We start from the raw sequence: 11,900 nt of genomic DNA on the forward strand, positions 1-11,900 counted from the left end.
CCGGCCGCGAGCGCCACAGCGGCTGCCGTGGCGATGGTCGAAACACACGCGTTTCTCACGTGTCTGCGCAACTCTCCCCCTGAAGAATGAGGTGGTCTCTCGGAACCGTTCACCGGCACGCACTGATGTGGCATCGGTGGTCGTCGGTTCACGTACCTAGAGGGGAAATTGGCCTCACGGGTTCACACGAGTGCTGCTGCTGAACGTAGTTGACGGAAATGCGTCGATTCGCGGTGGGGGTAGGCCGATGGACCTGACGTGTGGATGGGGCGGACAGCAGGTCGGCGCCGGAGAGGAAGAGCGCGACGGCGCACCGATGAGTTTCGGCCGCCGGGCCGGTCTCCCTGATGTGGAATCCAAGACCCCGATCGTTCTCGTCGTCACCGGCCGCGTCACACGCGCGGCCGTGCCGGGACTCTGCGCCGAGCTGGAGGCGCTGCTCCACGACCCCGAGGGGGCCGCCCGTGACCCGGACGCGGGGGTGGACTGTGATGTGGGCGGGGTCGTACAGGCGGATCTGGCCCTGGTCGAGGCGATAGCGCGGCTGGGGCTCATCGCGCGCCGGGCGGGCGGCCGACAGTTGCGGCTGCGCAATGTGCCGCCCGGACTGCAGCATCTGCTGGACCTGGTGGGGCTGGCCGATGTGGTGGACCTGGGGGAGCGGGGCTGAGGTGCCCGGCCCCACTCCCCGCAGTCAGCCCGCCCGCGCGCAGACCACCGCCACCAGGGGGGCCGCCGAGGCCGGGGGGTGCGGTGCAGGCGTCGCATTCGCGTCGCCTGCGCAGGCGACGTCATACCAGTGCTCCGGCTGCGGTCCCGGTTCGGCGCCGGGGGCAGGGGGAGAGACCGGGCCGGGCCCTTCGGTGGCGACGGGCTCACCCAGCCACTGCGTGACCACCCAGCCGCCGAGCGCCAGCACCACCCAGCCCGCCACCAGCGCGTGTCGCAGCCGCGGCCGCCGCGTCACGCCGCCTCGGCCGCGAGGTGGTCGGGCAGGCCGAAGAGCGGGAACCAGCGGGGCGCGTCGAGGAAGCAGTGCAGGCCGGTGATCGCACCGTCCGAGATGTCGATGACCTGCACTGCCCACGGTACGAATCCCGGACCGTCCGGATCCGGCTTGTAGTGCGCGAACGCCGGGGTGCCGTTGGCTATGGTCGCCACCAGGCGGGAACCCGCGCAGCCCGCACCGAGGGTGCGCATGAAGCCCGTGATGTCGTCGTGCCCCTGCAGCCAGAGGTCGAACGGCGGCATGGTCATCACGGCGTCCTCGTGGAGCAGCGCGGTCAGCGCCGTCATGTCGTAGCCCTCGAACGCCGCGACGTACCGCTCAAGGAGCCCTCGCTGCTTCTCGTCGAGCGGATCAGCGGTGTCGGTGGCCGCGCTCCGATGGTCCGTGAGCGTGGCCCGCGCCCGCTGCAGGGCGCTGTTGACCGAGGCGACCGACGTGCCGAGCAGTTCGGCGACCTCGCTCGCCTTCCACGCCAGCACCTCGCGCAGGATCAGCACGGCACGCTGCCTGGGCGGCAGATGCTGCAGCGCGGCGACGAACGCCAGCCGCACCGACTCCCGCGCCACCGCCGCCTCCGCCGGGTCGGCCACCGACGGCAGGATCCGCCCGTCCGGCATCGGCTCCAGCCAGGTGTTCTCCGGGAGCGGGTTGAGCGCGGCCTGGGCGAGCGGTGTCGGGTCCGTCAGGTCGACCGGGCGGGCCCGCTTCTTCCCCGCGTTCAGCATGTCCAAGCAGACGTTGGTGGCGATCCGGTACAGCCAGGAGCGCAGCGAGGAACGGCCCTCGAACGTGTCGAAGTTCCGCCAGGCGCGCACCAGCGTGTCCTGTACCGCGTCCTCCGCGTCGAAGGCGGAGCCGAGCATGCGGTAGCAGTAACCGGTGAGCTCGACCCGGTGTCCCTCCAGGCGGCTGTCGATATCCGCCGGTGCCGTCAGATCACTCATCGTTCCACCCCTGTTGTGCTGTGACGCCGCTCACTTCGTTACTTCGGAAGCTACCGCAGGCCACTGACAACGGAGGGCGGGAAGCGCCGAAGCCGCCCGCTCTCCGGCCACGTCCCCGGTTCCGGTCACGTTCCGGGCTTGCGCCCGTACACGTACACGTCGTCGCCGTTCTTCAGCAGGTTCCAGTACGTCCTCGCGTCCGCGTCCCGCATGTTGACGCAGCCGTGCGAGCCGGGCGGGTTCCACATCTTCAGATTCACCGAGTGGAACGCCTGCCCGCCGTCGAAGAACTGGGAGTACGGCATCCACACGTGGTAGACCGACGACCAGTGCTTGATGTGCCGCATGTAGATCTTCTTCGAACCGGTGCGCGTCTCGTACCCGTTCCGCCCGCTGCGGATCGGCACCGGACCGAACTTCAGCTTCGATCCGTCCTGGATCCAGCTCAGTTGCCGGGTCAGGTCCACACACGCGATGCGCCCCTTGTTCGTGGGGCACTTCTTGTCCTTGTTGGGGTTCTTGCCGGCCGCCTTCTGGGCCGTGAGCGTCTTCATCGTCTGCCAGGTGACCGGTCCCGCGTACCCGATGTCAGGGGTGACCCCGTAGGTGCGCTGGAAGGACTGGATCGCCTTGCAGTCGGCGGCCGACTGCTTCCCGTCGACCGGCCGGTTCAGATAGTTCTCGACCTGCTTCTGGTACGGCCCGGTGGATGTGGTGCAGGAGGACGCCGCCTGCGCCGCCGTGCCACCGCCCAGGACGAGCGCCGACGCCGCCGTCAGCCCGGCGACGGACAGCGCGACCGCACGCCGCGTCCGGACTCCCCGTATTTTCCCTACGACTGCCATGTACGCCGACTTCCCTTCGCGTCGAGTTGCGTTGATTACGCCTGATAGACGCGCGAAGGGGAGCTGGTGGTTGTGCGGGTGTATGTCTCAGTTCTGTACTGAAGCCATCGGGACGAGGCGCCGCCGCTCGGCGCGGGCGATGCGCGACCCGTACAGCGTGATCGAGACGACGCCGAGGACCGCGAGCAGACCCAGCGTCACCGTGCCCGCCCAGCCACCGGAGTGGAAGGCGATCGCGCCGAGCGTGCCGCCCGCGCTGGAGCCCAGGTAGTACGCGGACTGGTAGAGCGCCGATGCCTGCGCCCGGCCGGTCGTCGCGGTCCGGCTCACGGACGACGAGGCGACTGCGTGCCCGGCGAAGAAGCCGGCCGTGATCAGGACCAGACCGAGAAGTACGGCGATCAGCTGGTCGGCGAGGGAGAGCAGCAGACCGGTGGTGGTGGTGGAGACGGCCAGGTAGAGGGCGCCCCGCCGGCCGAGCCGTGCGACGAGCCTGCCCGCCGCCGCCGACGACACCGTACCGACGAGGTAGACCAGGAAGATCGAGCCGATGACGCCCTGCGGGAGGTTGAAGGGCTCCCCGACCAGCCGGTAGCCGATCACCGTGTAGACCGCGCCGAACACCGTCATGAACAGTGCGCCGATCGCGTACAGCCTGCGCAGCAGCGGGTCGGCGAGGTGCCCGCCCACCGTCTTGGCCAGGGCCTTCGGGTTCAGCGTGCCGGGCGTGAAGTGACGGGCCCTCGGGATCATGACGTGGAAGACGACCGCGCAGGCCACGGCCAGCAGCCCGACCGCGCCGAGCGCCGCCCGCCAGCCCCACAGCTGGGCGATCCAGCCGGTGAGGATGCGGCCGCTCATGCCGCCGATGCTGTTGCCCGCCACGAACAGTCCGATCGCGGCGACCAGCGCCCTCGGCCGCACCTCCTCGGCGAGGTACGCCATCGCGGAGGCGGGAAGTCCGGCGAGGGCCGCGCCCTGGACGGCGCGCAGGGCGATCAGCCAGCCCAGCGAGGGGGCGAAGGGGACGAGAAGCCCGACCAGTACCGCGACCGTCAGCGACGCGGTCATCATCTGCCGCCGCCCGAACCGCTCGGAGAGCGCGCTCATCGGCAGCACGCACAGCGCCAGCGCACCCGTGGCCGCCGAGACCGTCCAGCTGGCCTGTCCGGCCGTGGCGCCGAATCCGGCGGAGACGGCGGGCAGCAGGGCCTGGGTGGAGTAGAGGAGTGCGAACGTCGCGACACCGGCGGCGAAGAGCGCGAAGCTCATCCGGCGGTAGCCGGGCCGGCCCGGCTCCAGCCGGTCAGGGGAGGAAACGGGCGCGACGGGCGATGACGGGGCTGAGGCGTCCAGCGTGAGCGTGGACGCCTTGGTACTGGCAGGAGGCATACCTCGAAAGTAGGTCTCTCCGATTCATGCGTCCAATGCACGAACTTGCGATAATCAATCCCATGGCGCATGAACACAGCTCACAGCCTCGGCTGTCACCGAGTAGTTACGAAGAAGACATTCGCGCAGTGCTCGCGCCGCGGCTCGCGTACTTCGAGGCGGTGGCCCGCCACGAGCATGTGACGCGCGCCGCGCACGAGCTCGGTGTCCCGCAGTCCACGCTGTCGCGGGCCATGGTCAGGCTGGAACAGGACCTGGGCGTCGCCCTGTTCGCCCGCAAGGGCCGTACCGTCTCGCTCACCCCCGCGGGCCGCACCTTCCTGGGCTCCGCCGAGCGGGCCCTCACCGAGGTGGAGCGGGCCGCGGACTCGGTGCGGGCGGACGCCGACCCGACGGCGGGCAAGGTCGCCTTCGGCTTCCTGCACACCATGGGCTCCGAGACCGTCCCCGCCCTGCTCCGCGCCTTCCGCGCCGACCACCCCCGGGTCCGCTTCCAGCTCGTGCAGAACTACGGCGAGGCGATGATCGAACGCCTCCGGGCCGGCGGCCTCGACCTCTGCCTCACCTCCCCCGTCCCGGACGCCCCCGACCTGGTCGCCCGCCGCCTCGACGAGCAGCGGCTGCGTCTGGTCGTCCCGGAGGACCACCGCCTCGCCTCCCGCAGGCGGATCCGCCTGGTGGAGGCGGCGGACGAGGCATTCGTCACCCTTGAACCCGGCTACGGCCTGCGGCGGATCACCGACGACCTGTGCGCGGAGGCGGGCTTCACGCCACGTGTCGCCTTCGAGGGCGAGGAGGCGGAGACCCTGCGCGGCCTGGTCGCGGCGGGCCTGGGCGTCGCCCTGCTGCCGCCCCCGGCAGTGGCCCGCCCGGGCGTGGTCGAACTGACGGTCACGGCGCCCCGCGCGGCCCGCGAGATCGGCGTGGCCTGGCTGGACGGCCACCCGGACACACCTCCGGTGGCGGCGTTCAAGCAGTTCCTGCTGTCGCGCCGGGGGCACCTGCTGCCCGACTGACCCGCGGCCGGGGATGCGGCGCCGGAGCCGTCCGCACCGTCCTAAGACCTCAGCGACCGCCCGAAGCCGGCAGCCAGCGGCATCCGCAGCCCCAGGGGCGGCGGCGCCGCCAGGGCGTCGGCGACCGGGCGGGCGTAGGCCCGGCCGAACAGTGATCCCCGGACGAAGTCCACGGCCAGTGCCACCACTTCGGACCGGTGCTGGCGCAGGCTGTGACCGTCCGAGTGGACCTCGAAGCGGCAGGTGTCCCGGTTGGTCTTCTTGGCACGCTGGGCCAGCCGGAACGACAGCTCCGGGTCGGACCGGTTGTCGTTCGTGCCGTGGACGAGCAGTACCTGGCGGCCCAGCAGGTGCTTCACCGGTTCCGGTTCCGCCGAGGCTTCCCCGGGCAGCCAAGGCGCCATCGCCAGAACGGAGGTGACCGCCGCGTGGCCACCCGCGCGCAGCGCCGCCCGGCCGCCCATGCCGTGGCCGGCCAGGCAGACGGGGATGTCGCCGTAGCGTCGTACGACCTCCTCCACCGCCCACTCCGCGTCCGCCGCGAGCTGCGCGTCCGTGGCGTTCCAGCCCCGGCAGCGGTAGTGCACGACATGCGCGGCCAGCCCGTCGTCCTGGCCCGCGCGGGCCAGGGTCCGGGCGAGCGGCAGCTGCAGTGCGTACGCCAGGGAGGAAGGGCGGCGGCGCGAGTCGGCCTCGCCGTCCGGGAGCAGCAGGACCACTCCGCTGACCGCAGGTTGTGCTCCGGCCGTTTTCACGGCCCGTCCCAGCCTCGGAGCAGGCAGGGGAATTGCGCGCTGTCCCATAGCAGAACAGTGTCAGAAGAAGAGATGTACTCCACCCCTATTCGCGGTCACTGTTACGCATCGGTGGGCAGCGCTCTACGCGCGTAGGCGCTACAGTGCCCAGATGATGAGCCCGACCCTCCATGTGCCCGACACCGACCAGATCCGACGCGCCCCCAAGGTGCTGCTCCACGACCACCTCGACGGCGGTCTGCGCCCCGGCACGATTGTCGACCTGGCCCGTGACGCGGGCTACGAAGCCCTTCCCGAGACCGAGCCGGACAAGCTCGGCATCTGGTTCCGCGAGGCGGCCGACTCCGGCTCGCTGGAGCGTTACCTGGAGACGTTCGCCCACACCTGTGCCGTCATGCAGACCCGGGACGGCCTGTTCCGGGTGGCTGCCGAGTGCGCCGAGGACCTGGCCGCGGACGGTGTCGTGTACGCGGAGGTGCGATACGCCCCCGAACAGCACCTGGAATCCGGGCTGACCCTCGAAGAGGTCGTCGAGGCGGTCAACGAGGGCTTCCGCGAAGGCGAGCGCCGGGCCCGTCGGGACGGCAACCGGATCAGGGTGGGCGCCCTGCTCACCGCGATGCGGCACGCCGCGCGTTCCCTGGAGATCGCGGAACTCGCCAACCGCTACCGCGACCAGGGCGTCGTCGGCTTCGACATCGCGGGCGCCGAGGCGGGCTTCCCGCCCACCCGCCACCTCGACGCCTTCGAGTACCTCAAGCGCGAGAACAACCACTTCACCATCCACGCGGGCGAGGCCTTCGGTCTGCCGTCGATCTGGCAGGCGCTCCAGTGGTGCGGCGCCGACCGCCTCGGCCACGGCGTCCGCATCATCGACGACATCGAGGTCGCCGAGGACGGCAGCGTGACGCTCGGCCGCCTCGCCTCGTACGTACGGGACAAGCGCATCCCGCTGGAGATGTGCCCGACCTCCAACCTTCAGACCGGCGCCGCCGCCTCGTACGCCGACCACCCCATCGGGCTGCTGCGGAAGCTCCATTTCCGCCTCACCGTGAATACGGACAACCGGCTGATGAGTGGTACGAGCATGAGCCAGGAATTCGAGCGGCTGACCGAGACCTTTGGGTACACGCTCGACGACATGCAGTGGTTCACCGTCAATGCGATGAAATCAGCGTTCATTCCTTTCGATGAACGTCTCGCGATGATCAATGACGTGATCAAGCCCGGATATGCCGAGCTGAAGTCCGAGTGGCTTTTCGAGCAGACCGCTGCGACCAGCGGCTCTTCGTCCCCCGCGGGCTGATTCGCGGTCTGCGCCGAACGGCCGGGACGATCAAATCCCGGCCGTTCGGCCTATCCGGCATGTTTGCGGGACGGGTTGTGGGCTGACTAGTTTGCAGAGCCGCTCACATCCACTTCTCCAAGGATGAATTCCACATGAAGCAGTCTGCTGCCAGGACTCTCGGTGTCGCCGCTCTCGGCGCCGCTTTCGCCGCTGCCGCCGCCGGTACCGCTTCCGCGTCCGCGCTGCCCGTCGGCGCTGCGTCCGCGCTGCCCACCCCCAAGCTCTCGGCTCCGCTCGAGCAGGGAGGCGCCCCGTTCGGCTCCGCGCTGGGGACCGCCACCCGGAGCGTGCCGGTCCAGGACACGGCCACCAAGCTTCTCGGCAGCGGTCAGACGAAGGTCGTCCACGACGCCACCTCACCGCTGGGGGGCCTGCTCGGCGGACTGCCCGCAGGCGGTGTGAAGGCCAACGGTCTGTCGACCAACGGTCTTCCGCTCGGCGGCTGACCCCGCGCACCCACGCACACGTGGGGCGGACACCCGGCCAGGGTGTCCGCCCCACGTGTGCGTCCAGGGACCAGGGGATGTCCGGCCAGGATCCGCCGGACGCCCCCCAAGGGCCGTCCCGCAATCCCTGGTGGGTGCACGACGACAGCTACGGCACCTCGCTGCGTTGTCGAGACGTCCGAATACACCCAGTATGAGGACGCTCCTCCGCCTTGCGATGCACCGCATCTGACGCCGTGCGCTGATCCACCGGGGATTCCGGGACAGCCCTTACCAGTCGGTCGCCGCCGACGAGTTCTCGGCCGGCAGCAGCAGCCACAGCGCCAGGTAGAGCAGGAACTGCGGGCCGGGCAGCAGGCAGGAGACCAGGAAGATCACGCGCATGGTCCCGGCGGACGTGCCGAAGCGCCGTGCCAGCGCTGCGCACACTCCGCCGATCATGCGTCCGTCACGGGGGCGGGCAAGTGCGGCCATGGTGGGCTCCTTCGTGAACCGTCTGCTAGTGCCCCTCCCGGCAAGCTTTGCCCCGTCGCGTCGGGCAAACATTGCCGGTCACGGCACGGGGAGCAGCTCCGTTGTGCTCCCGATGTCTCCATGGTGGCTCCGTGAACGGGGGCAAGCGTCGCTCTACGGTGCGATACCGACCCTGGAAATCGTCGGGGTCGACCCCTGAGAGCCTTCCTCCCGCTGGCGGGGAATTGCTCCCCGCACCAGTTGCTCCTGCTTCCGGCGGCGCAGCCGCTTCCGGAACACCGGCACCACCAGCAGATGGGCCGACGCCACCCCGACCGTGTTCAGCAGCAGCGAGTCGACGTCGACGACCTGCCCCGGCACTCCGGTCTGCGCCAGCTCGATGGTCAGCGAGATCAGCGACCCGGCGGCGACGGTACGCGCCAGCGAGGCCCACGGGGAGACGTAGAGCCGGCCCCCGGCCATCGGCAGCAGCACTCCCAGCGGTGCCAGCAACAGCAGTCCCTCACCGATCCGGTGCGCCGCCTCGGCCGGGCCGAGGGCCAGGTCCGCCTTGATGCCGGCGAGCGGTTGAAGATTCGCGGCTGTCACCCACGGGACGTCCAGCGGGCGCAGAGTCAGCCACCCGACCAGCAGCAGATGCGCGAGGAGGAGGAACCCCCCGGCCGCGCGGAAGCGGATGACGGCCTGGCCGTCCGAACCTTGACCCACGCCCCCCAAGACGCCCCTGCCGGCGGGATCGGTTCCGCCCCCGCCCCAGGAAACCCGGGCGGGGGAGGCCGTCAGGGCACCTTGAGCGCGGCGAGCGTCGGCACGGACTTCGGCCGGGCCTTCGTCTCCGAAGTGCACAGATAGCCACGCGGCGGGTAGTTCCCCGGTCCGCCGAGCATCACCGTGCCGTCCGGGGCGAGCGACTCGCTCTCCGCGTAGGTGCACACGATCTGCGCCAGCGCCTGCGACGGCAGGTCCTCCGGCTGCTCGCTGAGCCGCAGGGCGGTCGCCGGATCGCCCCGGCGCGCCTCGCTGATCCGGAGCGTCGTCGGCACGGTCGTGGAGAAGCCGGCCTGGCGCTCGTCGACGGCCGGTTCCCGCTGCAGCTCGTCGAGGAACGCCTGCGCCACCTGGATCCGGTCCGACTTCGCGTCGTGGACCTGCACCGCGCGGTCCACCGTGACCAGCTGCGAGGCGCAGACCAGATATATCTGGACCGGGATGCCTTTCAACGCCTGTGTGCCGACGTCCTCCGCGGACATCGAACACGGCACCCGCGACGGCGCGGCGCCGGCGTCGACCGGCACCGAGGTGGTCCTGATCCCGCACCCGGCGGCCAGCACCGCACAGACGACGGCGCCGGCCAGCGCCCCGGCCGAGCGGCGCGCCCGGCACCTGCCACGGTTGCTGCGCGTCACGTCGCGTCTCCCTCCTCGTCCTGGACCTCCGCGTCGTGATCCTGCACGGTGCGGGTGAGCCGTTCGGCATCGCGCGGCAGCCGCAGGACGAACACCGCGCCGTCACCGTCCGGCGAGTTCGCCGCAGTGATGTCACCGCCGTGGATGTGCGCGTTCTCCATGGCGATCGACAGACCCAGCCCGCTGCCCTCCGAACGCGGCCGGGAGGCACTGGCCTTGTAGAAACGGTCGAAGACGTGCGGCAGGACGTCCTCGGGAATGCCCGGCCCGTGGTCGCGTACCTGGATGACGAGTTCGTCGCCCTCGGTCCGTACCGCGACCCGTACCGGCGAACCGCCGTGCTTCAGCGCGTTGCCGATCAGATTGGCCAGGATCACATCGAGCCGGCGCGGATCGAGGCGGACCATCATGCCGCGTTCGGCGTCCAGATCCACCGCGTCCAGCCAGGCGCGGGCGTCGATGCAGGCGGTGACCTGGTCGGCGACATCGACCGTGTCGAGGACGAGCCGGGCGGTACCCGCGTCGAAGCGGGTGACCTCCATCAGGTTCTCCACCAGGTCGTTGAGCCGCCGGGTCTCGCTGACCACCAGATGCACGGCGGGCGCGATCATCGGGTCGAGGCTGTCGGCCTCGTCCTCCAGAACCTCGGCGACCGCGGTGATCGCGGTGAGCGGGGTCCGCAGTTCGTGCGACATGTCGGCGACGAAACGGCGGCTGGACTCCTCCCGCGCGCTCATGTCCGCGACCTTCTTCTCCAGCGAGCTCGCGGCCTTGTTGAACGTGTGGGAGAGATCGGCGAGTTCATCGGTGCCGGACACCACGAGGCGGGTGTCGAGTTTCCCCTCGCCCAGCTTCCGCGCCGCGTCACCGAGTCGCTGCACCGGCCGCAGCACCGTCGTCGCGGCGGCCTGCGCCAGCAGCGCGGAGCCGACCAGGGCGAGAGCCGTGGCGATTCCCAGGGACCACGCAAGGGAGTTGAGGTCCTGCCGTTCCTGGTCGAGCGACTTGAGCATGTAGCCGGTCGGACCACCACCGATGATCTGCGTGCCGGCCACCAGGTACGGCGTACCGCGGATCGAGGTCCGCTGCCAGAACAGGTGGTACGCGTACTTGTTGCCCGCCTCCACCGGCTGCTTCCGGTTGACCTGCCGCTGCAGCGAGAGGGGCACGTTGTCGAGCGTGAACGAGTCCAGATCGGAGTTGCCCACGATCGGCTTGCCGCCGTCACGCTTGTCGACGAGCAGCACGCTGTAGCCGGGGCTGCTGCTCGCCATCTGCACCGCGGTGTTCTGCAGGTCGTCCTTGGTCGGGCGCAGCGGCAGCGAAGCCGCCCGGTTCTGCATCTCCTGCCGGAAATCCCCGAGCGCCGCATCCTGCGTCCGCGTCAGGACCGCCTCGCGGTTGAGCCAGTACGCGATTCCCGAGGCCGACACGGCGGCGGTCAGCGCCACCAGTGCGAACACGACGACGAGCCGCAGCCGCAGACTGGTCCAGCGAAGTCCGGCGAGCAGGCTGCGTTTGGCGACAGCACTCACTGAGGCGAGTCCAGCCGGTAGCCCACGCCGCGTACGGTACGGATCAGGGTCGGCGAGGACGGCACGTCCTCCACCTTGGCGCGCAGCCGCTGCACACAGGCGTCGACCAGCCGGGAGTCACCGAGATAGTCGTGCTCCCAGACCAGCCGCAGCAACTGCTGGCGTGACAGGGCCTGTCCGGGGCGACGGCTCAGTTCGAGCAGGAGCCGCAACTCGGTCGGCGTGAGCTGCAGGTCCTCCCCGTTCTTCGTCACGGTCATCGCGGAACGGTCGATGACGACACTCCCGAACGTCGCCGAGTCCGTGGACTCGCGCTCACCGCGGCGCAGCACCGCACGGATCCGGGCGTCGAGCACCCGGCCCTGCACGGGTTTCACCACATAGTCGTCGGCGCCGGACTCCAGTCCGACCACGACGTCGATGTCGTCGCTGCGCGCGGTCAGCAGAATGATCGGCAGCTGGTCGGTGCGCCGGATGCGGCGGCACACCTCGAAACCGTCGATACCGGGCAGCATCACATCCAGCACGATCAGGTCCGGCCGCTGCTCGCGCAGCAGTTTCAGGCCGTCCTCTCCCGTCGCCGCGGTGGCCACGCGGTGGCCCTGGCGCGACAGCGAGAGTTCGAGGGCCGTGCGGATGGCGTCGTCGTCCTCGATCAGCAACAGGAAAGGCACGGATGTCATTCTGGCCCATGGTGGAGCTTCAGTTCGACACTTGAAGCGCTCTCATA

General features: G+C 70.2%; 14 protein-coding genes. 4 read left to right on the plus strand and 10 right to left on the minus strand.

What is annotated here, in order from left to right:
• Nucleotides 1-247: 247 nt before the first annotated feature.
• On the plus strand, nucleotides 248-670 hold the full coding sequence (locus ACIBB8_RS09610; protein WP_398950197.1) for an STAS domain-containing protein: 423 nt from the start codon (nucleotides 248-250) through the stop codon (nucleotides 668-670).
• 24 nt (nucleotides 671-694) lie between these two features.
• Here the strand turns inward: ACIBB8_RS09610 and ACIBB8_RS09615 are convergent, their stop codons facing one another.
• The 4 genes from ACIBB8_RS09615 to ACIBB8_RS09630 form a co-directional block, all read right to left on the minus strand.
• Nucleotides 695-967 (minus strand): hypothetical protein, encoded by a 273-nt coding sequence (locus ACIBB8_RS09615; RefSeq protein ID WP_398950199.1) that lies wholly within the window; start codon nucleotides 965-967, stop codon nucleotides 695-697.
• Nucleotides 964-1,953: a sigma-70 family RNA polymerase sigma factor gene (locus ACIBB8_RS09620; RefSeq protein WP_398950201.1), complete on the minus strand. Its 990-nt coding sequence runs from the start codon at nucleotides 1,951-1,953 to the stop codon at nucleotides 964-966. Before ACIBB8_RS09620 ends, ACIBB8_RS09615 begins: the two co-directional genes overlap by 4 nt.
• Before the next feature lie 125 nt (nucleotides 1,954-2,078).
• The gene (locus ACIBB8_RS09625) at nucleotides 2,079-2,798 is read right to left on the minus strand and encodes a L,D-transpeptidase family protein (RefSeq protein ID WP_398950203.1); all 720 of its coding nucleotides are present in this window, start codon (nucleotides 2,796-2,798) and stop codon (nucleotides 2,079-2,081) included.
• An 87-nt stretch (nucleotides 2,799-2,885) separates the two neighbouring features.
• Complete coding sequence (locus tag ACIBB8_RS09630) at nucleotides 2,886-4,190, minus strand: MFS transporter (RefSeq protein WP_398950205.1); 1,305 nt, start codon at nucleotides 4,188-4,190, stop codon at nucleotides 2,886-2,888.
• A 62-nt stretch (nucleotides 4,191-4,252) separates the two neighbouring features.
• Between ACIBB8_RS09630 and ACIBB8_RS09635 the strand changes: the two genes are divergently transcribed.
• The gene (locus ACIBB8_RS09635; RefSeq protein ID WP_398950207.1) at nucleotides 4,253-5,206 is read left to right on the plus strand and encodes a LysR family transcriptional regulator; all 954 of its coding nucleotides are present in this window, start codon (nucleotides 4,253-4,255) and stop codon (nucleotides 5,204-5,206) included.
• Between the two features lie 41 nt (nucleotides 5,207-5,247).
• Here ACIBB8_RS09635 and ACIBB8_RS09640 read toward each other — a convergent pair whose 3' ends face one another.
• A complete protein-coding gene (locus ACIBB8_RS09640) occupies nucleotides 5,248-6,009 on the minus strand; it encodes an alpha/beta hydrolase family protein (RefSeq protein WP_398950209.1) in 762 nt (253 codons plus the stop codon).
• Nucleotides 6,010-6,112: 103 nt separating this feature from the next.
• Here ACIBB8_RS09640 and ACIBB8_RS09645 point away from each other — a divergent pair, with 103 nt between their 5' ends.
• Together ACIBB8_RS09645 and ACIBB8_RS09650 are read left to right on the plus strand one after the other, a co-directional pair.
• A complete protein-coding gene (locus tag ACIBB8_RS09645) occupies nucleotides 6,113-7,267 on the plus strand; it encodes an adenosine deaminase (RefSeq protein WP_398950211.1) in 1,155 nt (384 codons plus the stop codon).
• 134 nt (nucleotides 7,268-7,401) lie between these two features.
• On the plus strand, nucleotides 7,402-7,755 hold the full coding sequence (locus ACIBB8_RS09650; RefSeq protein ID WP_398950214.1) for a hypothetical protein: 354 nt from the start codon (nucleotides 7,402-7,404) through the stop codon (nucleotides 7,753-7,755).
• Nucleotides 7,756-8,025: 270 nt separating this feature from the next.
• Here ACIBB8_RS09650 and ACIBB8_RS09655 read toward each other — a convergent pair whose 3' ends face one another.
• The 5 genes from ACIBB8_RS09655 to afsQ1 all read right to left on the minus strand — a co-directional run bounded on the left by ACIBB8_RS09655 (nucleotide 8,026) and on the right by afsQ1 (nucleotide 11,844).
• On the minus strand, nucleotides 8,026-8,229 hold the full coding sequence (locus ACIBB8_RS09655) for a PspC domain-containing protein (RefSeq protein ID WP_398950216.1): 204 nt from the start codon (nucleotides 8,227-8,229) through the stop codon (nucleotides 8,026-8,028).
• Nucleotides 8,230-8,382: 153 nt separating this feature from the next.
• Nucleotides 8,383-8,937 carry a VanZ family protein gene (locus ACIBB8_RS09660; RefSeq protein ID WP_398950218.1) on the minus strand — a complete coding sequence of 185 codons (555 nt, stop codon included), beginning with the start codon at nucleotides 8,935-8,937 and terminating at the stop codon, nucleotides 8,383-8,385.
• A gap of 71 nt (nucleotides 8,938-9,008) precedes the next feature.
• Nucleotides 9,009-9,635 (minus strand): hypothetical protein, encoded by a 627-nt coding sequence (locus ACIBB8_RS09665; protein WP_398950219.1) that lies wholly within the window; start codon nucleotides 9,633-9,635, stop codon nucleotides 9,009-9,011.
• Complete coding sequence (locus ACIBB8_RS09670; RefSeq protein ID WP_398950221.1) at nucleotides 9,632-11,170, minus strand: ATP-binding protein; 1,539 nt, start codon at nucleotides 11,168-11,170, stop codon at nucleotides 9,632-9,634. Before ACIBB8_RS09670 ends, ACIBB8_RS09665 begins: the two co-directional genes overlap by 4 nt.
• Complete coding sequence (afsQ1, locus tag ACIBB8_RS09675) at nucleotides 11,167-11,844, minus strand: two-component system response regulator AfsQ1 (protein WP_208857454.1); 678 nt, start codon at nucleotides 11,842-11,844, stop codon at nucleotides 11,167-11,169. The genes ACIBB8_RS09670 and afsQ1 overlap by 4 nt, the downstream gene beginning before the upstream one ends.
• Nucleotides 11,845-11,900 lie beyond the last annotated feature (56 nt).

The sequence above is a fragment of the Streptomyces sp. NPDC051286 genome, assembly GCF_044455345.1.
GTDB lineage: Bacteria > Actinomycetota > Actinomycetes > Streptomycetales > Streptomycetaceae > Streptomyces.